At 65.9% G+C, this 22,155-nt stretch carries 20 protein-coding genes; 12 read left to right on the forward strand and 8 right to left on the reverse strand.

Annotated features, from left to right (window positions below; genetic code table 11):
* Window positions 1-57 precede the first annotated feature (57 nt).
* Window positions 58-876 carry an inositol monophosphatase family protein gene (locus JQ592_RS37180; RefSeq protein ID WP_211407665.1) on the reverse strand — a complete coding sequence of 273 codons (819 nt, stop codon included), beginning with the start codon at window positions 874-876 and terminating at the stop codon, window positions 58-60.
* Window positions 863-2,266, reverse strand: coding sequence for a TldD/PmbA family protein (locus JQ592_RS37185; protein WP_211407666.1), 1,404 nt, complete (start codon window positions 2,264-2,266; stop codon window positions 863-865). Before JQ592_RS37185 ends, JQ592_RS37180 begins: the two co-directional genes overlap by 14 nt.
* Before the next feature lie 272 nt (window positions 2,267-2,538).
* Between JQ592_RS37185 and JQ592_RS37190 the strand changes: the two genes are divergently transcribed.
* Window positions 2,539-3,057 carry a DUF6101 family protein gene (locus JQ592_RS37190; protein ID WP_211407667.1) on the forward strand — a complete coding sequence of 173 codons (519 nt, stop codon included), beginning with the start codon at window positions 2,539-2,541 and terminating at the stop codon, window positions 3,055-3,057.
* A 99-nt stretch (window positions 3,058-3,156) separates the two neighbouring features.
* Here the strand turns inward: JQ592_RS37190 and ubiA are convergent, their stop codons facing one another.
* Together ubiA and JQ592_RS37200 are read right to left on the reverse strand one after the other, a co-directional pair.
* Window positions 3,157-4,089: a 4-hydroxybenzoate octaprenyltransferase gene (gene ubiA / locus JQ592_RS37195; protein ID WP_211407668.1), complete on the reverse strand. Its 933-nt coding sequence runs from the start codon at window positions 4,087-4,089 to the stop codon at window positions 3,157-3,159.
* Window positions 4,086-4,745, reverse strand: a complete 660-nt coding sequence (locus JQ592_RS37200; RefSeq protein WP_211407669.1) for a hypothetical protein — start codon at window positions 4,743-4,745, stop codon at window positions 4,086-4,088. The genes ubiA and JQ592_RS37200 overlap by 4 nt, the downstream gene beginning before the upstream one ends.
* Before the next feature lie 211 nt (window positions 4,746-4,956).
* Between JQ592_RS37200 and JQ592_RS37205 the strand changes: the two genes are divergently transcribed.
* The 6 genes from JQ592_RS37205 (at window position 4,957) to JQ592_RS37230 (ending at window position 10,932) form a co-directional block, all read left to right on the forward strand.
* Entirely contained in the window at window positions 4,957-5,712 is a 756-nt protein-coding gene (locus JQ592_RS37205) for a 16S rRNA (uracil(1498)-N(3))-methyltransferase (protein ID WP_211407670.1), read from the forward strand.
* A 136-nt stretch (window positions 5,713-5,848) separates the two neighbouring features.
* A complete protein-coding gene (locus tag JQ592_RS37210) occupies window positions 5,849-7,000 on the forward strand; it encodes an ATP phosphoribosyltransferase regulatory subunit (RefSeq protein ID WP_211407671.1) in 1,152 nt (383 codons plus the stop codon).
* Window positions 7,001-7,003: 3 nt separating this feature from the next.
* Window positions 7,004-7,981: an ATP phosphoribosyltransferase gene (hisG, locus tag JQ592_RS37215; protein WP_211407672.1), complete on the forward strand. Its 978-nt coding sequence runs from the start codon at window positions 7,004-7,006 to the stop codon at window positions 7,979-7,981.
* Window positions 7,982-8,081: 100 nt separating this feature from the next.
* The gene (locus JQ592_RS37220) at window positions 8,082-9,143 is read left to right on the forward strand and encodes a glycosyltransferase family 2 protein (protein WP_211407673.1); all 1,062 of its coding nucleotides are present in this window, start codon (window positions 8,082-8,084) and stop codon (window positions 9,141-9,143) included.
* The gene (locus JQ592_RS37225; protein WP_211407674.1) at window positions 9,140-9,985 is read left to right on the forward strand and encodes a ChbG/HpnK family deacetylase; all 846 of its coding nucleotides are present in this window, start codon (window positions 9,140-9,142) and stop codon (window positions 9,983-9,985) included. Before JQ592_RS37220 ends, JQ592_RS37225 begins: the two co-directional genes overlap by 4 nt.
* Window positions 9,986-10,122: 137 nt before the next feature.
* A complete protein-coding gene (locus JQ592_RS37230) occupies window positions 10,123-10,932 on the forward strand; it encodes a DUF2076 domain-containing protein (RefSeq protein WP_211407675.1) in 810 nt (269 codons plus the stop codon).
* Between the two features lie 251 nt (window positions 10,933-11,183).
* On the opposite strand, the gene JQ592_RS37235 is transcribed toward JQ592_RS37230, so the two are convergent.
* Window positions 11,184-11,999, reverse strand: coding sequence for a L,D-transpeptidase family protein (locus tag JQ592_RS37235; protein WP_211407676.1), 816 nt, complete (start codon window positions 11,997-11,999; stop codon window positions 11,184-11,186).
* Between the two features lie 316 nt (window positions 12,000-12,315).
* Here JQ592_RS37235 and JQ592_RS37240 point away from each other — a divergent pair, with 316 nt between their 5' ends.
* Window positions 12,316-13,101, forward strand: a complete 786-nt coding sequence (locus JQ592_RS37240; protein ID WP_211407677.1) for a protein phosphatase CheZ — start codon at window positions 12,316-12,318, stop codon at window positions 13,099-13,101.
* A 184-nt stretch (window positions 13,102-13,285) separates the two neighbouring features.
* Here JQ592_RS37240 and JQ592_RS37245 read toward each other — a convergent pair whose 3' ends face one another.
* Window positions 13,286-13,807: a hypothetical protein gene (locus JQ592_RS37245; protein WP_211407678.1), complete on the reverse strand. Its 522-nt coding sequence runs from the start codon at window positions 13,805-13,807 to the stop codon at window positions 13,286-13,288.
* A 315-nt stretch (window positions 13,808-14,122) separates the two neighbouring features.
* On the opposite strand from JQ592_RS37245, the gene JQ592_RS37250 reads away from it, so the two are divergent.
* The 3 genes from JQ592_RS37250 (at window position 14,123) to JQ592_RS37260 (ending at window position 17,582) form a co-directional block, all read left to right on the forward strand.
* Window positions 14,123-14,419, forward strand: coding sequence for a co-chaperone GroES (locus JQ592_RS37250; RefSeq protein WP_008544107.1), 297 nt, complete (start codon window positions 14,123-14,125; stop codon window positions 14,417-14,419).
* A gap of 119 nt (window positions 14,420-14,538) precedes the next feature.
* The gene (gene groL, locus JQ592_RS37255; RefSeq protein WP_211407679.1) at window positions 14,539-16,170 is read left to right on the forward strand and encodes a chaperonin GroEL; all 1,632 of its coding nucleotides are present in this window, start codon (window positions 14,539-14,541) and stop codon (window positions 16,168-16,170) included.
* A gap of 200 nt (window positions 16,171-16,370) precedes the next feature.
* Window positions 16,371-17,582: a hypothetical protein gene (locus tag JQ592_RS37260; RefSeq protein WP_211407680.1), complete on the forward strand. Its 1,212-nt coding sequence runs from the start codon at window positions 16,371-16,373 to the stop codon at window positions 17,580-17,582.
* A gap of 124 nt (window positions 17,583-17,706) precedes the next feature.
* Here the strand turns inward: JQ592_RS37260 and JQ592_RS37265 are convergent, their stop codons facing one another.
* Window positions 17,707-18,105 carry an META domain-containing protein gene (locus JQ592_RS37265; RefSeq protein WP_211407681.1) on the reverse strand — a complete coding sequence of 133 codons (399 nt, stop codon included), beginning with the start codon at window positions 18,103-18,105 and terminating at the stop codon, window positions 17,707-17,709.
* Between the two features lie 139 nt (window positions 18,106-18,244).
* Window positions 18,245-19,909, reverse strand: coding sequence for an L-lactate permease (locus tag JQ592_RS37270; RefSeq protein ID WP_211407682.1), 1,665 nt, complete (start codon window positions 19,907-19,909; stop codon window positions 18,245-18,247).
* A gap of 313 nt (window positions 19,910-20,222) precedes the next feature.
* On the opposite strand from JQ592_RS37270, the gene JQ592_RS37275 reads away from it, so the two are divergent.
* On the forward strand, window positions 20,223-21,986 hold the full coding sequence (locus tag JQ592_RS37275; RefSeq protein WP_211407683.1) for an ABC transporter ATP-binding protein/permease: 1,764 nt from the start codon (window positions 20,223-20,225) through the stop codon (window positions 21,984-21,986).
* Window positions 21,987-22,155 lie beyond the last annotated feature (169 nt).

Below are 22,155 nucleotides of genomic sequence, written 5' to 3' on the forward strand. Positions count from 1 at the left end.
TTCTCTTTCTAACGGTCTGCCCGGCAAAGCAGTGGTCGACAGGCACGCGAAAGCGCTTCAGGCCAAGGGACGGTTTCGAAAATGCGCGACAATGCTCGCATGACGATCGCGTCCCGCTGCCACCAGCACCCCGTGGGCCACTTCCCGGCGGTTATAGAGGATGGGATCTCCGGAGAGGTCGCTCATCCTACCATCCGCTTCCTGCACGATCAAATCGGCCGCCGCAAGGTCCCAATCATGGCTGTTGCCGCCCGCAAAAGCCGCATCCAGCGCGCCATGGGCGACCCGGCAGAGCCGAAGCGCGAGCGAGCCGATTCGCCGGTGCAGCGTGATCTCGCCGAGCGAGGGCTTGAGGCGCTCGACCAGGGGTTTTGGACCCGCCACGCGCGAAAAGTCGAGCTCGGATCCGGAGGTTGCCTGCACGGCTTTGCCGTTGAGCGTCGTGCCTTGCCCTCGGACCGCAAAGAAGAACTCGTCGCTGCTCGGCGCGAACACCGCGGCGAGAACGGGCGTGGCGCAGTCGACCAGCGCAACGCTGACGCACCATTCGTCATGACCGCCCAGATAGTTGCGCGTGCCGTCGATGGGATCGACCACCCAGGTGAGCCGGCGCGACAGCCGCGTGGCGTCGTCGGCGCTCTCCTCGGAGAGCCAGCCGTAGTCCGGCGTGGCGGCGCGCAGGCGCGCTTCGAGCAGGTCGTTGACGGCGATGTCGGCTTCCGAGACCGGCGAGGACGCGCCCTTGATCCACTTCTTCAGCTCGGTGCGGAACATCGACTGCGCAAGCGCACCCGCCTCCCGCACCGTGTCTTTCAGCAACGCCGCGTCGCGGGTCAGGATGGTCGCGTCGAGGGAGTTCGCGTCAGCGTCCGCCAAGCGTCAACCCCTCGATGCGCACGGTCGGCGCATTGATGCCGTAGCGAAATTCGAGATTGTTCGCCGGCTGCATCGACTTGAAGATCTCGAACAGATGGCCGGCGATCGTCACCTCGCTGACGGGATAGGTGATCTCGCCGTTCTCGATCCAGAAGCCGGAGGCGCCGCGGCTGTAATCGCCGGTGACGCCGTTGACGCCGGAGCCGATCAGGTCGGTGACGTAGAAGCCCTGCTTGATGTCGGAGATCAGCTCGGCGGGCGTCGGCGTGCCGGCTTCGAGATGCAGATTGTACGGCCCCGGCGAGGGCGAGGACGAGACGCCGCGATGGGCGTGACCGGTGGTGGCCAGCCCAAGCTCGCGCGCGGTGGCGCAGTCGAGCAGCCAGGTCGTCAGCACGCCTTCGTCGACCAGCGCGGTTCTCTTCACCGCGACGCCTTCGGCATCGAAGCTCTGCGAGCGCAGGCCGCGCTTGCGCAGGGGATCGTCGATGATGCGGATGTTCCTGGCGAACAGCTGCTGGCCGAGCTTCTCCTTGAGGAAACTGGTCTTGCGCGCGATCGAGGCGCCGTTGATGGCGCCGACGAGATGGCCGACCAGCGAGCCGGCAACGCGCGGGTCGAACACGACAGGCACCTTGCAGGTCTCGACCTTGCGCGGATTGTAGCGCGCCACGGTGCGCTCGCCGGCGGAACGGCCGACGGTTTCCGGCGACAGCAGATCGGCGCCGTGCGGCGCGGAGGTGAAATCGTAGTCGCGCTCCATGCCGGTGCCTTCGCCCGTGATGGCGGTGGCCGAGATGCCCTGGCTGGAGCGCAAGTAAGAACCGTGGAAGCCGGTCGAGGTGACGAGCACCATGCCGCCCATGCCAGCGGAGGCCGAGGCGCCGCCGGATTTTGTGACCCCCTTCACCGCGAGTGCGGCAGCTTCAGCGGCGAGCGCGCGGCGCTCGAGCTCCGAGGTTGCGGGCACGTCGGGATCGAGCAGATCGAGATCGGGGAAGTCGCGCGCAAGCAGCGCGGGATCGGCGAGGCCGACATATTTGTCGACCGGCGCGACCTTCGCCATCGCCACCGCGCGTTCGGCAAGCTTGGTCACCGCATCGCCGCTGACGTCGTTGGTCGAGACCACCGCCTGGCGCTGGCCGACCAGCACACGCAGGCCGACATCGTCGCCCTCGGACCGCTCGGATTCCTCGACGCGGCCGTCGCGCACCTCGACCCCTTGCGAGACGCCGCGCACCGCGACCGCATCGGCCGCATCGGCGCCTGCGCGTTTGGCCGCCTCCACCAGCCGCTGTGCGAGATCGGACAGCGCGGACTGATCGAACAGGTCGCGATTGGCCTTGGAAGAATCCTGGGGCGAAAGCGTCGAGCTTGGTGAAGGGTTCACAAACGAAATCCTGTTGGGGCGGGGTCGGGCTCGGAACGGCCGAACCCACCAGATGTGCCCAAATGGTGCGGACTTCAAGCATTTTCAGCCCGCAAAAAGCTCAGATTCGCTTCTCCGGCGCAACGTCTCGTCAATCATGCGCGCCAAGGTCTTGTCAATCATGAGCCGTGGTGACGCTGGGTTAACCAGCCTTTTTAAGCGGTTTCGGAACGGGGCGCGCTAAGGTCCTCGCATCGACCGGGAACATAATCCCGGCGGGGAGAACGAAAGCCGTGAGGCGTCAAACATCAACATGCGGGGTCGCTCCCGCCGGGTCGAGCCGCTCCCTGCGGCTCGACCCCCTTTCCCTTCCGGTCCGCTTCGACGCGCATGACCCGCGCGCCGACGGATACACCAGGCAGATCGAGCTTCATCGCGAACGCGTCGTGCTGCGCCGCGCCGTCCGCGGCATGCAGATGGCGATCAATGTCCGCGTCAGCGATTTCACCGGCGTCGCGCTGCGCGGCAATGACGAGGCGCAGGCGCTCGTCCTCGTCCATCGCGACCCTTCACTCTCCGTTCCGCTGCTGGTCGGCGCCGAAGCCGATGAGCTCCTTGAGGCCTGGTCGACCTGGAGCGAGATTTTTGCGCTTCCGCAGCTCGACGAAGGCGCGCGCAAGCCCGCAGCCCGCCGCCGCCGCGCCAACGCGATCCGCGCCCGCCGCCCGAAGTTCCTGATGCGCCGCCGCGCCGGCATCGCGCGCGAGCTGCCGGTTCATCGCGAAGAACGCGAGATCATCGCGAGGAATTGACAGTGCCGTAGGATGGGTTAGCCGAAGGCGAAACCCACCTCTTCTGTTTCCGTGGATAGAGACAATGGTGGGTTACGCTTCGCTAACCCACCCTACGAGTCACGCCGCCCGCATCACGGCGTCCGCGAGCAATCCTGCAAACAGCAACGCGCCCGCATGCTTGTTCGACTTGAACAGGCGCAGGCACAGCTCGGGATCCTCGATCCTCAAGCGCACGATCTGCGACGCCAGATGCGCGGCAAACGCCGCAAGGCCCAGCCAGGCCGGCCAGCGCACATCGCCTGAGGCCAGCGCAACGCCGATCAGCACCACCGCAAGCCCATAGAACAGGATCAGCGCCTGGTGCGTGTGCGCGCCGAACAGGCGCGCGGTGGACTTGATGCCGATCAGCGCATCGTCCTCGGCATCCTGATGCGCATAGATGGTGTCATAGCCGATCACCCACGAGATCGCGCCGGCATAGAGCACGAGCGCGGTCACGTCGATCCGTCCGAAGGTGACGGCAAAGCCCATCAGCGCGCCCCAGGAGAAGGCGAGGCCGAGCACGATCTGCGGCCACCAGGTGATGCGCTTCATGAAAGGGTAGATCGCGACGATGAGCAGCGAGGCGACGCCGGTCAGAACCGCGAAGCGGTTGAATTGCAGCAGCACCACGAGACCGATCACGGCCTGCGCGACCATGAAGGCCAGCGCCTGCTTCGTGCTCACCTGCCCCGACGGCAGCGGCCGCGAGCGGGTGCGCTCCACCTTGGCGTCGAGATCGCGGTCGGTGATGTCGTTCCAGGTGCAGCCGGCCCCGCGCATCACGAAGGCGCCGATGAAGAACAGGATGATGGTGAGCGGCAGGCGACTGACGTCATGCGCGATGCCGGCGGCGAGCGCTGCCGACCACCAGCACGGCATCAGGAGAAGCCAGGAGCCGATCGGACGATCGAAACGGGACAATCGCAGATACGGCCGCGCCCATTGCGGCGCGAGCGTATCGACCCAGTTGCCGGTGGAGTCGGCAACGCGGGCGGATGTGTCGCTCATCGGGTCAGGACGTTGCCGTTGAGCGTGTCGAACGTGCTGCCGCCCTTCTTGCCGGCGTTGGCCTCGGGCGCCGAGCCCGAACCCAGCACCTCGCTCAGCGACGGGCCGGCCGAACCGCGCGGCTGGTTCTGCATCTGCTGCGCAACGTTGCAGACCTTGGTCTGCATCGCCTCGGTGTTCTTGTGACCATCCTTCATCTGCGCGCCGATCTGCGGCGGGATTCCGCATTTGGCGGCGTTGGTCTCGATGTACTTGATCATCTTCATTTCAGCCTGGCTGAAATTGCGGATCAGTTTGCAGGCCTCGTCCGGCGGCGCATGACGGTCGCTCGCGGCCTTGATCGCCTTGCCGCGCTTCTCGGCCTCCTCGCGCAGAGGAACGAAAGCCTTCATGCAGTCCTCACCCGGGGCCTGCGTCGGAGGGGCCGCGCTGAAAGCGCCAGCGCCGCCGATCGGCGCTGCGCCGTTCACCGGAAACGAGGATTGCGGCGCCGTGCCGACGGAGGCCGTCGGCGCCGAGCCGTTCACGGGCGGAAATGCCGAGCTGCTCGCGGCCTGGTTCGGCAGCGGCGCCGGGAAGGCGCTCTGCGCATAGGCGCCCGCGGCACCCATGGTGACCATGGCGGCAGTGATCGGAACCATCAGACGACGGATCATCAAGGCAGTCTCTCCGGCAGGAGCTTACGGGGTTCGGCGTCTTCCCAATTGAAGCGCAACCAGCGTGTTCGCGTTTTTACGATTCCCGCCGGCGCTTAACAACCCGCTGAATAGGGCAAGAGCGCGGCGCGGGGACGCACCGATTCGGTGATATTTACCCCCAAAACTACTGGTTTCGGTTAAGAACGGCCCCAAATTGGACCTTTGAACGATGCCATCCCACGATTTTCGCGCCCCCCGCCTGTTCGTCGACGCCCCCCTCGCCCAGGACGCCAGGGTCCCGCTCGACCGCGACCAGAGCAATTATCTCGGCAATGTGCTGCGGCTGGAGGCCGGGGCCGAGGTCCTGGCCTTCAACGGCCGCGACGGCGAGTGGCAGGCCGCGATCGAAGGCCGCAAGCGGCCGGACGGCCTCGTGGTCTTGCAGCAGACCCGGCCCCAGGACGCCCTGGCCGACCTGACTTACGTCTTCGCCCCGCTCAAGCATGCCCGGCTCGACTATATGGTCCAGAAGGCCATCGAGATGGGCGCCGCCGGCCTGCAACCGGTCCTGACCCGGTTCACCCAGGCCTCCCGGGTCAACACCGAGCGGATGCGCGCCAACGTGGTCGAGGCGGCGGAGCAATGCGGGATCCTCAGCATCGCCACCGTCGGCGAGCCGGTGCCGCTGGAGCGGTACCTCAACCAGCGCGCCCCAGGCCGCCTGCTGATCTTCTGCGACGAGGCGGCGGAGGTCCAAAACCCCATTCAGAGCCTGCTGGCGGCGCGCGAGGCCGGACCAGGTATCGACTTGCTGATCGGCCCCGAAGGCGGTTTTGCCGATGAGGAGCGGGCGCTGCTGCTGCGGCAGCCCAGTATCCTGCGGCTGGCGCTCGGCCCCCGCATCATGCGGGCCGACACCGCCGCGGTCGCCGCGCTGGCGCTGGTGCAGGCGGTGCTGGGCGATTGGGGCGGCAAAACCGCCTGATCCTTCACATTGCCCGCCCGTTAAGCGATTGATCCTCTGGAGGTCGAAACCGCTGCCGGGCCATGCTAAGGGCTGCGCCAATTCGCCTCCGCCTCCCCTGCTCTGCCCGGTTCCACCGGGACGATGGACCCCTGAGATGACCGCGACTGCCACCTCAAATGCTGCCGGCTCCGCCGCCTGGGCGGATACACTGCTCTTGTCGTTCGCGCAGGCCGGCTATGTCAGGGCCGAGCCCGCCATCCTGCAGCCGGCCGAGCCGTTCCTGGACCTGTCCGGCGAGGACATCCGTAAGAGCCTGTACCTGACGAGCGACCTGTCCGGCGAGGAGCTCTGCCTGCGCCCGGACCTGACCATCCCCGTCGCCCGCGACTACCTCGCATCTGGCCGGGCGGGACAGCCGGCCGGGTTCAGCTATCTCGGCCCGGTGTTCCGCTACCGCAGCGGCCAGGCCAGCGAATTCCTTCAGGCCGGCATCGAATCATTCGGCCGCCAGGACCGCGCCGCGGCCGACGCCGAGATGCTGGCGCTGGCGCTGGAGGCAACGGCCGCCTTCGGCGTCCGCGACGTCGAGATCCGCACCGGCGACGTCGCGCTGTTCAACGCGCTGCTCGACGCGCTCAACCTCTATCCGGTCTGGCGCCGCCGCCTGGTCAAGGATTTCAACCGCAAGATCAGCCTGGAGCAGGATCTGGAGCGGCTGGCGGCTGCAGCCACCGCGACGCGCAGCGAATATGAGGGCGTGCTGGCGGCACTTGCCGGCTCCGACCGCAAGGCGGCGCTCGCCTTCGTCACCGATCTGATGTCGATCGCCGGCACCACCAATGTCGGCGGCCGCACCACGGCCGAGATCGCCGACCGCTTCCTCGAGCAGTCGACGCTGAAGGGCGGCGCGCTGCCGCGCGAGGCGATCGCCGTGCTCAAGCGCTTCCTGTCGATATCGGGCAATCCCGACGACGCCATCGCCGAGCTGCGCGCGCTCACGACTGACGCGAAGCTCGATCTCACGGCTGCGATCGACCAGTTCGAGAGCCGGGTCGGCTTCATGGCCGCGCGCGGCATCGACGTGAAGCAGACGCGCTTCTCGACCGCTTTCGGACGCGGGCTCGACTATTACACCGGCTTTGAATTCGAGCTGCATCACAGGGGCAACGGCGCCGAGCCGCTGGTCGCCGGCGGCCGCTATGACGGGCTGATGACCCAGCTCGGCTCGGCAGCGCCGATCCCGGCCGTCGGCTTCTCGGTCTGGGTGGACGCGCTGAACCGGATCGGCCGCAAGGTGGGAGCTTAAGTCATGAGCGCGCCATTCGTTCTGGCCGTTCCCTCCAAGGGCCGCCTGCAGGAAAACGCGGAAGGCTTCTTCGCCCGTGCCGGCCTCAAGCTGTCGAAGGCCGGCGGCGCCCGCGACTATCGCGGCACCATCGCAGGGCTGGACAATGTCGAGGTCGCCTATCTCTCGGCGAGCGAGATCGCCGCGCAGCTGTCGCGCGGCTTCGCGCATCTCGGCGTCACCGGTGAAGACCTGGTGCGCGAGAATATCGCCGACGCCGACAAGCGCGTGTCGCTGATCGAGGGGCTCGGCTTCGGCTATGCCGACGTCGTCGTCGCGGTGCCGCAGGCCTGGATCGACGTCCGCACCATGGCCGATCTCGACGACGTCACCACCGGCTTCCGCGAGCAGCATCACATGCGGATGCGGGTGGCGACCAAGTTCGTCAACCTCACCCGCGCCTTCTTCCAGAGCCACGGCATCACCGACTACCGCATCGTCGAGAGCGCGGGCGCAACGGAAGGCGCGCCGGCGGCCGGCAGCGCCGAGCTGATCGTCGACATCACCACCACGGGCGCGACGCTCGCCGCCAACGGCCTGCGTGTGCTCGACGACGGTGTGATCCTGCGCAGCCAGGCCAATCTGGTCGCCTCCAGGGAGGCCGACTGGTCGCCGCAGGCGCGGGAGACCGCGCGCGTTATCCTCGATCACATTGCGGCGCGAGCGCGAGCCAACAAATACCGCGAGGTTCGCACCCGCTTCCGGCAGTGCGATGCCGCCCTGCTCGGCGAAGCCCACAGCCGGTTCGGCGTCGAGGCTCCGTTCGGCGGGCCGACCTCGTCGGGCATGCTGACGCTGCACTGCCCGCCGGGGCAGCTCTATGCGCTGGCGAGCTTTCTGCGCGAGCATGGCGCCGAGACCGTCTCGGTGGTCTCGCTCGACTACGTGTTCGACCGGGAGAACCCGCTGTTCGCCAAGCTCGAGGCGTTCCTGCGGCGGTGAGCCTCAGGTCCGTTCAGCTTAGCGACAGCAAACGGCAGCTACCATATGCTGTTGAGATGACCTTGCAAGAAGACTTGAACGCCCTCTGGAACCTTGATCGATGACGCTGGGCTCTGACGTTTCCGCCCTGACGACCACCGCGGCCAACTCCGCCGCGAAGGGACTGTCGATTGTCGTCCCCGTCTACAACGAGGCGGCGGGCCTCGCCGCCCTGCACCAGCGCATCTGCGAGCTCGCGAAGACCTTGCGGCAGAGCTATCGCCTCGCTTGCGAGGTCGTCTATGTCGACGACGGCAGCGCGGACGCGACGCTGTCGATCGCGCGCAACCTGCCGGCCGATGCGATCGACGTCCAGGTGGTGTCGCTGTCGCGCAATTTCGGCAAGGAGGCGGCGCTGATGGCCGGCCTCGACCATGCCCGCCTCGGCGCCGTGATGTTCATGGACGGCGACGGCCAGCATCCGCCGGCCCTGGTCGAGCAGCTGGTGCGGCACTGGATCGATGACGGCTATGACGTCGTCTATACCGCCAAGGCGCATCGCGACAACGAGCCCTTCCTGCGTCGCCTTGCCGTGCACGGCTTCTACGCGCTGATCAATTGGGGCGCGCGGCAGAAGATCCCCGAAGACGCCGGCGATTTCCGCCTGCTGTCGCCGCGCGCGGTCGCAGCGCTCAGGCAATTGCCGGAGCGCAACCGCTTCTTCAAGGGCCTCGCCAGCTGGATCGGCTTCCGCCAGATCCGTGTTGACTACGAGCCGGCGCCGCGCGCCCATGGCGTCACCACCTTCAACGCCGCGCGATTGCTTGGTCTTTCCATCGAGGGCCTGACCTCGTTCTCGGTGGCGCCGTTGCGCTTCGCCAGCCTGCTCGGCGTGGTGCTCGCGGGCGGCGCCTTCCTGTTCGGCCTATCGATCCTCTGGGAGGTCTGGACCACCGGCAAGCAGGTGCCCGGCTATCCCTCGCTCGTGGTCGGCCTGATGACGATCGGCGGCGTGCAGCTGATCATGATCGGCATCGTCGGCGAATATATCGGCAAGATCCTCTCCGAGCTGAAGGCGCGCCCGATCTACTTCGTCGCCGAGCACAGCGAGAAGCATTTCGAGGCCGGCAAGGCCCAGGACGGTTCAAGCCAGGACGCCTCGAACAGGACTGCGGCCGAATGAGCACCGCCGCGAGCCCGCGGCGGATCTGGCTCTGCGCCGACGATTACGGCATCAGCCCGGGCGTCAACCGCGCCATCCGCGACCTCATCGAACGCGGCCGCCTCAACGCGACCTCGGTGATGATGGTGGGAGCTGCGATCGAGCGCAGCGAGGCCGAGGCGCTGCTGGCTTCAGTGAAAGCCAGCCCGCGCTGCGCGATCGGGTTGCATGTCACGCTGTCGGCGCCGTTCCGGCCGCTCACCATGCATTTCCGTCCGCTCGACGGCGACATGTTCATGTCCTTTCCAAAGCTGCTGCTCGCCGGCCTTGCGCGGCGGCTCGACCGCGAATTCTTTCGCGCCGAGGTGAAGGCGCAGCTCGCGGCCTTCCTGGACGCCTTCGGCCGCGCGCCTGATTTCGTCGACGGCCATCAGCATGTGCAGCTCTATCCGCAGGTGCGCGACGGCTTTGTCGATGCGGTCGTCGAGACCGCGCCACAGGCCTGGGTGCGCCAGGGCGGCCGCAACCTGCCGCTGGCGCAGCGGCTGGCCTCGCCCAAAGCCATGGTGCTCGACATCCTCAGCGCGCAATTCCGCCGGCGCGCCGGCGGCGCCGGCCTCAGATTCAATCCTGCCTTTGCCGGCGCCTACGACTTCGCGCGCGCCGCCGATTTCGGCGAGCTGATGCGACAGTTTCTGGAAGGACTGCCCGATGGCGGCCTCGTGATGTGCCATCCCGGCTTGGTCGACGACATCCTCACCAGCCTCGATCCGATGACGGATGTCCGCGAGCGCGAATACGGGTATCTGAAGAGCGACGCATTCGCCCGCCTGCTGGCGGACAGCAACGTGACACTGGCATGAAACCGGCGAAAAGCGGGCCAAGGGGCAGCTAAGAGGCAGCTTGTCGCATACCGAAATTTAATCCGGCCGGCACTGTTGGGGCCACATTGGAACCCTACATCTCCTGCGCGCTTGGTTTTGCGCGAAGGAGACAGATCATGACGCCGCAGGAACGCCAGCTCGTCGACGACCTTTTCGACCGGCTTTCAAAGCTGGAAAATGCACCGCGCGATCCCGACGCGACCGCCGCGATTTCCGACGGGCTGCGCAAGGCCCCGGGCGCCGTCTATGCGCTGGTGCAAACTACACTGCTGCAGGACGAAGCGCTGAAGCGCGCCCATAACCGCATCCAGGAGCTGGAAGCGGCCCAAGCGCCCGAGCCCGCGCAGTCCGGCGGCTTCCTCGACACCATGCGCGACACGCTGTTCGGCGGCAGCCCGTCGCGGGGTTCGGTTCCGAACGTGCCGCCGCGTGAGCAGAGGCCGGTCTGGAACAGCGGCCAGGCGATGCAGCAGTCCCAGCCGGGCTACGGCCAGCCGCCTTACGGACAGGCTTACGGTCAAGGCCCGGGACAAGGTTATGGCGCCCCGCCGGTCGGCGGTGGCGGCGGTTCGTTCCTCGGCACGGCGGCGGCAGCCGCGGCCGGCGTGGTCGGCGGCTCGCTGCTGCTCTCGAGCATCCGCGGCATGATGGGCGGATCGCACCAGCAGGCCTTCGGCGACACCAACGCGCTCGGCGACCGCTCCCCCTGGGGCGGCAGTGACCAGTCCGGCGGCTCGCTCGCGCGCGACGCCGGCCTCAACGACATCGGATCGAACCGCGACTCCCGCCAGGGTGTCCTCGACCAGGCGTCGAACGACCGCGACAACAACGACCAGAACTACGACGACGATCGCGACGACAACGTGGACATGGCCGACGACAGCGATTTCGGCGGCGGCGACGACGGCGGCAGCGATTACGCGTGAGGCTGCTTCATAGCATTGCAAACAAGAACGGCCGCCGAGGAGGCGGCCGTTTTCATTTTCCAACTCTTGCGCAGGCCTCCCCTTCTCCCCTTGCGGGAGAAGGTGGCGCGAAGCGCCGGATGAGGGGTTCTTTCCGCCCGCGAAACCGCTCGTGAGGATAAAGACCCCTCACCCGTCTCGCCGCTTTGCGGCGATCCACCCTCTCCCGCAAGGGGTCCCGCAAGGGGAGAGGGTGAGCAGCGAACACTTGGCTACATCACCACGACCTTGGTGCCGACATTGACGCGGCCGTAGAGGTCGATGACGTCTTCGTTGCGCATGCGGATGCAGCCGGAGGAGACGTTGGTGCCGATGGTCCAGGGCTCGTTGGAGCCGTGGATGCGGTAGAGCGTGGAGCCGAGATACATCGCGCGGGCGCCGAGCGGGTTTTCCGGCCCACCTTCCATGTGCCGCGGCAGGTCGGGCCGGCGCGCGATCATTTCCGCCGGCGGGGTCCAGTCCGGCCATTCGCGCTTGGCGGTGATCGACTTCACGCCGGACCAGGTGAAGCCGGGACGCCCGACGCCGATGCCGTAGCGCATCGCCTTGCCGTTGCCCTCGACGAGATAGAGGAACTTGTTCGGCGTATCGACCACGATCGTGCCGGCGCTTTCCTTGCCGCCATAGTCAACGACCTGCTTCTCGAATTTCGGATCGAACGGACGCTGCCGCGGATCGACCGCCTCCTGCTGGAGGCTTGCGCCTTGCTGATATCCACCCTGCATCTGCGGCTCGCCCATCGGCGGCGGGCGGCGCTGGTCGTAATAGCCGGGCTGTTGCTGATACACCGACGGTGGCGGCGCATAGGCCGGACCGCGGCCCGGGCCGTCGCCGAACAGGAACTCGATGAAGCCGCCGCCCATGTTCGCATTGGAGGCGACGCGCACCGGCGCCGGCGGCACGCGCGGCTGGTAGAGCACCGCGGGCGGATCGTTCGGCACCGTGTTGTCGAAGGCCGCGGCGCGATCCGCGCCGGCAATGAAGGTGCAAGCGCTGCCTAGCAGCGCGACAGACATTTTCTTGAACATCGACGTACTCTGTACTGTTTCGTCTAGATCACATGCGTCGTGCAGGGCTGATGGCTGATCCGCGCCCGCGACGTGGTCAATAAAGAGCAAAAGCCGTTTTGTTTGGTAAACGTATCAGCGGTTTCGATTCACCACGTCGCGAGCGGGCCTGCAATTTGGCGATCAGCGTTTATTTTCGATGAACACCGCGCGCGCATGGTTAATCGCTTCTTTGCGCGCCGTCGCGCGCGGCCGCAACGACAGTTCCTGCTGTGAACTTCGTGTTAAATCGCTTCTGCCTACAAAGACGCGTGAGTGAGGTGGGGGGAGTATCCTGATGGCTGTTCACCGCAAGCGTTTTCGTGTCGAGGATATCGCCGGTGGCGAGATGCCCATTCTAGACGTAACTGAAGAGGCAACTCCGATGCACAGCGAGATCATGGCCGAGCTGCGCGCAATCCGCGCCCAGATGGCGAAGGGCATCACGGCTGCCCCGCTGTCCGGCAGCGCCGCCATGGCGGCGATCGACGCGTCGACGGCGCATGAGCTTTCCGAGGCGCGCACCATGCTCGAGACCTACCGGGCGCAGATCGAGCAGTGCGAGAAGCTGAAGGTCGAGCTCGACCTCATCCACGACGCCATCGACCGCACCAAGCGCGAAATCGCGACGCTGCACGGCAAGAGCTTCGACGGCGGCGAAATGGCCAAGGTCAATGGCGAGCTCGGCGCGGTCGTCGGCGGCACCGAGCAGGCGACCCAGCAAATTCTCGAAGCGGCCGAGTCGATCGACCAGGCCGCCAGCGCGATGTCCAAGGTGGACTCGGCCGACCAGCAGAAGCGTCTCGCCGACGACATCCAGGAACGCGTCATCTCGATCTTCGAAGCCTGCAACTTCCAGGACCTGACCGGCCAGCGCATCAGCAAGGTCATGACCACGATGAAGTTCATCGAGCAGCACATCAATGCGATGATGGAGATCTGGGGCGGCGTCGACGCGATCAAGGCCCATGTGCCGGCGCCGGTCGATCAGCGCAGCGACGACGAGAAGCTCCTCAACGGCCCCAAGCTCGCCGGCGACGTCGGCCACGCCTCGCAGGATGACATCGACGCGCTGTTCGACTGAACGCGCGAGACACGGACAAAGCAAAACGCCGGCGCAAGCCGGCGTTTTTGTTTTTTGCCACGACGTCATTCCGGGGCGGCTCGACAGAGCCGAACCCGGAATCCGGAGCTTTAAGGGCGGAAGCCTACCACATCGAGATTCCGGGTTCGCGCTTCGCGCGCCCCGGAATGACGGAAGACGAAAATCACGCCCGCGGCGCGCAGCGGACGTAGACCATGTTGCCGTAGCGGGTGGCGGCGTCCTTGTCGATGAAGCGGGTGATCAGGACGCGGCCGTCGAAGGAGACGATCTCGCGGTCCTGCTCGCCGGGCGTGGGACCGGCCGGGCCGATATAGTTCTTGCCGCTGGGCGAGCCCTTCAGCCGCAGCTCCTGCGGCGTTGCCTGGTCGGCCAGATGCATGATCACGCCGCCGGAGGAGCCGGCTGTGATCACGTAAGGATTCTTGCACTGGGACCTCGCCGCGGCCTCGGTGCGGGCGCGGTCGGCCGGGTTCTGGAACGAGGCCAGACCCCAGCGGCCGACGATCTCGTCGGAGCGGATGGTCGCGGGCATTTCCGGACCGGTGCCGGGCTCCGCCTCGGGCGGCGGGGACGACGAGGAGAAAGACGGCAGGCTCATGCCGCCGCCGCAGGCGCCAAGCAGCAGCGCCAGGCAAGAGGCAGCAGCCAAGTTGGCGACCGTGCGCGCGTGAGCTGAACTGATCATGGCATTCCCCCGAACAAGACCATGGCCGCACCCCTCCCGCAGCCAAGCGCAAAACCGCTGCCGGAGCAATGACGTCCTTTGACACGCCGGCGCCCCGAACAAGTTTCCAATGCCACCATCCTATATCCGCCTCACCAATCGCTTAACCACCTTTGCTTGACAGGATCGCGGCCAAGCCATATTTCCGGGCGCACTATTAGCACTCGGAAAGCCCGATTGCTAAGCGCGCCGTTCGATCCTCGGGACGAGGGTGGACGGAAGCGCCGCCCCACCCACTTCCACTACTTCCGAAGCGAGCCTCCAAAGGGAAACGTCATGGCTAAATCCAAATTTCGTCCGCTGCATGACCGTGTCGTGGTCAAACGTATCGACGCCGAGGAAAAGACCAAGGGCGGCATTATCATTCCGGACACCGCCAAGGAAAAGCCGTCCCAGGGCGAAATCGTCGCCGTCGGCCCGGGCGGTCGCGACGAAACCGGCAAGCTGATTCCGATCGACCTCAAGGTCGGCGACCGCGTGCTGTTCGGCAAGTGGTCGGGCACCGAGGTCAAGATCGACAACGAAGAGCTCCTGATCATGAAGGAGTCGGACATCATGGGCGTTCTGGCCTAAGGCCATCCGCCTGAACGGCCGCTGAATGTCATGCCCGGATCGCGCGATCCGGGCATCCATCATTCCGCCGGCCACATTCCGAAACAAGACACAACACGAAACACAAGGGATTGCAGACCATGGCTGCCAAAGACGTCAAGTTTTCCGGAGAGGCGCGCGAACGCATGCTGCGCGGCGTCGACATTCTCGCCAACGCCGTCAAGGTGACGCTCGGCCCGAAGGGCCGCAACGTCGTCATCGAGAAGAGCTTCGGCGCGCCCCGCATCACCAAGGACGGCGTCACCGTCGCCAAGGAGATCGAGCTCGAGGACAAGTTCGAGAACATGGGCGCCCAGATGGTGCGTGAGGTCGCCTCCAAGACCAACGACCTCGCCGGCGACGGCACCACCACCGCGACCGTGCTGGCCCAGGCCATCGTGCGCGAAGGCGCCAAGGCGGTTGCCGCCGGCATGAACCCGATGGACCTCAAGCGCGGCATCGACACCGCGGTGGCCGCCGTCATCAAGGACATTGAGAAGCGCGCCAAGCCCGTTGCCGCCTCCTCCGAGGTCGCCCAGGTCGGCACCATCTCCGCCAACGGCGATGCCGCCATCGGCAAGATGATCGCCCAGGCAATGCAGAAGGTCGGCAACGAGGGCGTCATCACCGTCGAGGAGAACAAGTCGCTCGATACCGAGGTCGACATCGTCGAGGGCATGAAGTTCGACCGCGGCTATCTCAGCCCCTACTTCGTCACCAACGCCGAGAAGATGACCGCCGAGCTCGAGGACGCCTACATCCTCCTGCACGAGAAGAAGCTCTCGGGCCTGCAGGCCATGCTGCCGGTGCTCGAAGCCGTGGTGCAGTCGGGCAAGCCGCTCGTCATCATCGCCGAGGACGTCGAGGGCGAGGCGCTGGCCACCCTGGTCGTCAACCGCCTGCGCGGCGGCCTCAAGGTTGCCGCCGTCAAGGCGCCGGGCTTCGGTGACCGCCGCAAGGCCATGCTCGAGGACATCGCGATCCTCACCGGCGGCCAGCTGATCTCCGAGGAGCTCGGCATCAAGCTCGAGAACGTCTCCGTGAAGATGCTCGGCCGCGCCAAGAAGGTGGTGATCGACAAGGAGAACACCACGATCGTGAACGGCGCCGGCAAGAAGCCCGACATCGAGGCCCGCGTCGGCCAGATCAAGGCGCAGATCGAGGAGACCACCTCGGACTACGACCGCGAGAAGCTGCAGGAGCGCCTTGCCAAGCTCGCCGGCGGCGTCGCGGTGATCCGCGTCGGCGGCGCCACCGAGATCGAGGTCAAGGAGAAGAAGGACCGCGTCGAGGACGCCCTCAACGCGACCCGCGCCGCGGTGCAGGAAGGCATCGTCCCCGGCGGCGGCGTCGCGCTGCTCCGCGCCAAGAAGGCGGTGGGCCGTCTGTCCAACGCCAATGACGACGTCCAGGCCGGCATCAACATCGTGCTGAAGGCGCTGGAAGCCCCGATCCGCCAGATCTCCGAGAACGCGGGCGTGGAAGGCTCGATCGTGGTCGGCAAGATCCTGGAGAACAAGTCCGAGACCTTCGGCTTCGACGCCCAGAACGAGGACTATGTCGACATGGTCGAGAAGGGCATCATCGACCCCGCCAAGGTGGTGCGCACCGCGCTGCAGGACGCCTCCTCCGTGGCCGGCCTCCTGGTGACCACCGAAGCCATGGTCGCCGAGCTGCCGAAGAAGGAAGCTCCGCCCGCCATGCCCGCCGGCGGCGGCATGGGCGGCTTCTGAGCCCATCCTCATCCGACAACATTGCGAAGGCCGCCTCCGGGCGGCCTTCTTTTTTGCCGACGCTGCCCCCAAGCTTTCCGATTCAACCGGCGGCCAAAACCCACTACGGTGGCGCCGATTCTGATTGTTTGGCCATGATCCTCTCGGAAAGCCGCTTCGCACTTTTCCGGATCATGCTCCACTGCCCGAGGATTTCGTCGATGCGCGCGCTCCTGGTTTGTTCGACTGCCCTTTTGGCGGCTCTGCTCGCCGTCTCGCCCGAAGTCGCCTCCGCCCAGATGAAATTGTCGCCCAAGGCCACGGCGCCGGGCGGAACCGAGACGCGCTATTTCACTTCGATCGACGGGCTGATGGACGGCAATGCCGACGTGATCCTGAAGGAGACCCGCCAGGGCAAGGCGGTCACCGCAGCCGTGCTCGACGTCTGTTACCCAATTGCGAAGAATTCCGAGCGCAAGGACCGCTTCGTCGTCAATCTCCAGGTCGCCGGCCAGACGCTGACCGGAACAACGCAAAGCCTCGGCGAGAAGTCGCCCGTCAGCGTCAAGCTGCTGCGCAAGCAGAGCGGCGACACGTTCGAATTCCGCGGCCAGATCAGCATTGGCCAGGCGGTGACCGAGGTCACCTCGCCCGACAATTCCGATCTCAGCGAGAAGGAGTTTCAGGACAACCAGACCTCCGACGACGGCATCACGCCGCAGCCGAAGGATTTCACCGACGTCTCGCCGGAGGCGATCGCGGTGAAGGTCAAGCTGGATGCGGCGACCGAGTTCCTGAAGAGCCTGAAGGGCCAGGCGGTCGAGGTGACGCTGTCGAGCCTCAATGTCGGCTGCGACGCGCTGCGCGCCGGCGAGCAGACCATCAACATGTCGGTCGACCCGGAGCGCGCAGCCGCGCTGCTGGCAAAATTCAAGGCGATGCCGGGCGTCACCGCGGCTGGCTGGACCGCGGGCATGACCGAGATGGACCGCACCATCCGTTTCCCCGCGGCCGACTGGCGCGACGGCGACAAGATCAACCGCGACAAGCTCGCAACCGCAGTTGCGGGCGTGCTGGGCAGGACGCTCGCGGCAAAGCCGGTGTCGCAAAGCTTCAACCCGGCGACCGGCAAGCTCAAGCTGGTGTTCAAGCGACCGAACCAGGATCATCCGGCGCTCGAGCTCACCGACACGATCGAGGTCGCAGGGCTCGTCTCGCCCGACAAGCCCGGCACCACCGACAAGCTGATGCTCTGGATCGGCAGCCCCGCGACCACGACCAGCGATGAGAGCAGCGGCGCCAAGCTCAACCTTTCGGACGAAGCTTCGGCCGACGAGGAAGGCGACCAGCCCGACGACAACGGCTCAGTCGAGGCGCTCACCAAGGAGCTGAAGGGCCAGCGCTGGGACGCCGACAAGTCGGTGTGGAAGTGACGAAGTCATTCCGGGGCGACGCGTCAGCGTCGAACTATGGTGCGCAATCGCGCACCTGAGAATCTCGCGCTACAATCTCCAGATTCCGGGTTCGCGCTTCGCGCGCCCCGGAATGACCTGACGGTCAATTCCCGTTCACGCGAAAGCGCAGCGGCTTGGGGCCGATCAGGGTCAGCACGTCGCCCTGGCGTTTCCAGGTCTCGACGCTGCCGAGCGCTGCGACCAGCTCATCGTCGGCCTGGGCCTTGGCCTGCGGACAGGACCGGTCCTGGATCTGGCCGGGCACGAAGATCACGGTGTTGCCGGCAACCGAGAACTGGCCCTTGCCGCCCTTGCACCACAGCTCGAGCACGACCTCGCCATTGTCGCCGATCTCGATGTTCGGAATCCGCTTCGAGCCTGCTTGCGGCAACGCCTCCAGCGTCATCTCGGTGCCGAACGGAAAACCCTCCTCGGCGCGCGCGAGCGTCGACATCGCCAGCGTTGCAACCGCAGCGCACACCATCTGCCTGAGCGAAACCATGAAACCTCTCGACCGACCTGATTTGCCGCACCTTCTATAAGACGGCGGCGTCATTGAGAAGGTTCGCATGCGCGCGATGTAAAAATCCCCGCGGGGGATGAAGCCCCGCGGGGATTTGGTCGAAGCCTGGCGTGGCCTGCTACTTCAGGACCAGCGCCGTGAACGGCCAGACATAGGCCTGCAACGTCACGAGCACACCGACGAGACAGGCCAGCACGATCGAGTGCCAGAACACGAAGCGCAGGATGGTGCCCTCGTGGCCGTACCAGTTGGTGGCGGTGGAGGCGACCACGATCGACTGTGCGTCGATCATCTTGCCCATCACGCCGCCGGAGGAGTTCGCCGCGCCCATCAGGATCGGCGACAGGCCGAGCTGCTCGGAGGTGATCCTCTGGAGATTGCCGAACAGGATGTTCGACGACGTGTCCGATCCGGTCAGCGCCACGCCGAGCCAGCCGAGCAGCGTGCCGAAGAAGGGATAGAGCACGCCGGTTGCAGCAAAGGCGAGACCGAGCGTCGCGTCGACGCCGGAGAGCCGCGTCAAGGTGCCGATCGCGAGCATCGCCGAGATCGTGATCAGCGAGATCGCGCACAGCCGGATGGTGCGGCCGTATTCGGTCACCAGCTTGCCGGGACCGACGCCCATCAGGATGCCGGAGATGATCGCCGCGATCAGCATGCCCGTGCCGGTGAAGGACAGGTAGGTGAAGGCGAACACCGCGCCTTCCGGCGTCGGTTTCGCCGCCACCGGCGGCATCTTGTTGATCATCTTGTCGAGCTCGGGAACCGCGTAGTTGAAGGTGAAGATCGAGTTCGCCCAGGTCTTGAACCAGCCGCTTCCCCACAGCAGCATCACGACGCAGACGATGATCCATGGCAAGAGCGCGCTCCAGAGCTGGGCTTGCGTGAGCGGAGTCTTGTCGAGCGGCTTCGCCGGCGCCATGGTCGCATGCGACTCGTCGTGTCCGCGCAGCTCCGGCGACAGCCACAGCTGCCTCGGGTGCCAGACCTTCAGAAACAGGATGAGAGCCCCCATCGAGATCAGCGAGGCGCCGATGTCGACGATCCACGGATTGATGAAGTTCGAGATCACGAATTGCGGGATCGCGAACGACACGCCGGTGACGAGGATCGCCGGCCAGACATCCTTCATGCCCCGCCAGCCCGCGAACGCCCAGACGACCCAGAAGGGCACGATCAGCGAGAAGAACGGCAATTGCCGTCCGACCATCGCACCCAGGATGTAGGGATCGAGCCCTGTGACCGAGGCAAGGCCCTGGATCGGCGTGCCGAGCGCGCCATAGGCCACCGGCGCGGTGTTGGCGATCAGCGAGAGGCCGGAGGCCGCGAGCGGCGAGAAGCCGAGCCCGATCAGCACGGCACCCGTGATCGCGACCGGCGTGCCGAAGCCCGAGGCGCCCTCGAAGAACGCGCCGAACGAGAACGCGATCAGCAACAGCTGCAGCCGCCGGTCCTCGGTGACGCCGCCGATCGCGCGCTTCAACAGTTCGAAGCGCCCGGTCGCCACCGTCACCTGGTAGAGGAAGATGACGTTGAGGACGATCCAGCCGATCGGGAAGAAGCCGGTCACGATGCCGAGGATCGAGGCGCGGATCGACATGTTCACCGGCATGGTGAAGACGAAGATCGTGATCAGGTTGGTGACGATCACGGCGATGACGGCAGCAATATGCGCCTTGACGCGGCCGCTCGCGATCAGGACCAGCAGCGTGACGACGGGGATCGCCGCCGCAACCGTCGACAGCACCGGGCTGTGCAGCGGATCATAGATTTGATTCCACATGGTCTTCCTCCCCCACGCATGTTTGCGCAGACGGCCCGCGTGGAGAGCCGATCCTGCTTTTCGCTGGAAGCGATAACCCCCGAGCGGACGCGAATTCCTCGCGAATGCGGCGGTTCCCTTCCGCTCACAAGCTCGCGAAATCCCAGAGCACCCCGCCCCGCGCCGTCGAGCCCCATGCTAGGGTTGCTGGCTGCGACAATCCAACGCAAATTGCAGAACTTGCGACTTTAGTCTAAGCGCGCCCATTTCCGCCATTGCCTCAAGTCTTTGGCTCAGGGCATTTGTGCACATCCCCTCGAGGAGATCCTGCTCTGTGAACAACATCAGCGCCACGCTCGCGATCGTCTGGCGAATCGCCATGCCCTATTTCCGATCCGAGGACAAATGGGCCGGCCGCGGCCTGCTCGGCGCCGTCATCGCCATGGAGCTGGCGCTGGTGGCGATCGACGTGCTGGTGAACCAATGGCAGAACAGGTTCTACAGCGCTCTGCAGGCAAGCGACTGGGACGCATTCGTCACGCAGATCTGGATCTTCGTCGGCCTCGCCTCCACCTACATCGCGCTGGCGGTCTACAAGCTGTACCTGAACCAGTGGCTCCAGATCCGCTGGCGGCAATGGCTGACCCGGCACTATCTCGGCGAATGGCTCGAGAGCGCCACGCATTACCGTATGCAGCTCAAGGGCGATGCGGCCGACAACCCGGACCAGCGCATCACCGAAGACGTCAAGAACTTCGTCGAGCAGACCTTGACGATCGGGCTCGGCCTGCTCTCCTCGATCGTGACGCTGTTCTCCTTCGTGATCATCCTCTGGGGCCTCTCCAACGCCGCGCCGCTGCACCTGTTCGGCACCGACCTCATGATCCCCGGCTATCTGTGCTGGGGCGCACTGATCTATGCGATCTTCGGCACCGCGCTGACGCACTGGATCGGCAGCCCGCTGGTCAACCTCAATTTCGAGCAGCAGCGCTATGAGGCCGACTTCCGCTTCAACCTCGTCCGCGTCCGCGAGAACTCCGAGCAGATCGCGCTGCTCAAGGGCGAAGGCGCCGAACGCGGCCGGCTGCTGGATCGCTTCGGCTTCGTAATCGGTAACTGGTACGCCATCATGAGCCGGACCAAGCGGCTCACCGCGTTCACGGCGAGCTATCAGCAGGCCGCGGTGATCTTTCCCTATGTGCTGGTGGCACCCGCCTTCTTCGCCAAGAAAATCCAGCTCGGCGACATGATGCAGACCGCATCCGCCTTCTCCAGCGTGCAAGGCGCGTTATCGTTCTTCGTCACGGCTTACCGGTCGCTGGCGGAATGGCGCTCGATCGTCGCGCGCCTCGACGGCTTCGAGATGTCGGTCGCTTCCGCCGTAACCCTGCCGGCACATGAGCCCGCGATCGCTCTCAAGGCCGCGGGCGGCAGCCGCATCATCGCTCTCGAGCAACTGTGCGTGAACCTGCCCAACGGCACGCCGCTGGTCGCCGCCGATGCTTTTGCCATCCAGCCTTCGGAACGCGTGCTGGTGACCGGACCGTCGGGCTCCGGCAAGTCGACGCTGTTCCGGGCCATCGCGGGCATCTGGCCGTTCGGCACCGGTGCCATCCTCGTCCCCGAAAAGGCCAGGCTGATGACGCTGCCGCAGCGTCCCTATTTCCCCATCGGCATGCTGCGCGACGCCGTGGTCTATCCGGCAAAGCCTGACACGTTCGAGGCCGCACGCGTGAGGGACACGCTGATTGCGGTCGGGCTGCCCAACCTCGCCGGACGGCTCGACGAGGACGGTCACTGGAACCGGATGCTGTCGCTCGGCGAACAGCAGCGCCTTGGACTCGCCCGCGCACTGCTGCATGCACCCGACTATCTCTTCCTGGACGAGGCCACGGCGTCGCTGGACGAGCCGTCCGAGGCGCGGTTGTACCGGCTGCTGACGGAGAAGCTGCCGCAGGCCACCATCGTCTCGATCGGCCACCGCTCGACGCTCGACATCTTCCACACCCGCAAGGTGGCGATGGTGCAGGACGGCGAGATCCACGTCCTCGGCAGCGCCGGCGCGCCGGCCGAGAAGGAGCCGACCGTGGCACGCTGAGGCGGCAGCGGACGCCAAGAGCCTTTAGGCCTACATCGCGGCACATCCTTCGAGACGCCCGCCTTTGGCGGGCCCTCAGGATGAGGTCGTGTCTAGAGCATGTTGTTTTTGACTGGAATCGGGATTCCCACCGGGAGCGATTTCTGATTCAACCTCCATGCTGGAGGGC

The sequence above is a fragment of the Bradyrhizobium iriomotense genome, assembly GCF_018129405.1.
Lineage (GTDB): Bacteria > Pseudomonadota > Alphaproteobacteria > Rhizobiales > Xanthobacteraceae > Bradyrhizobium > Bradyrhizobium iriomotense_B.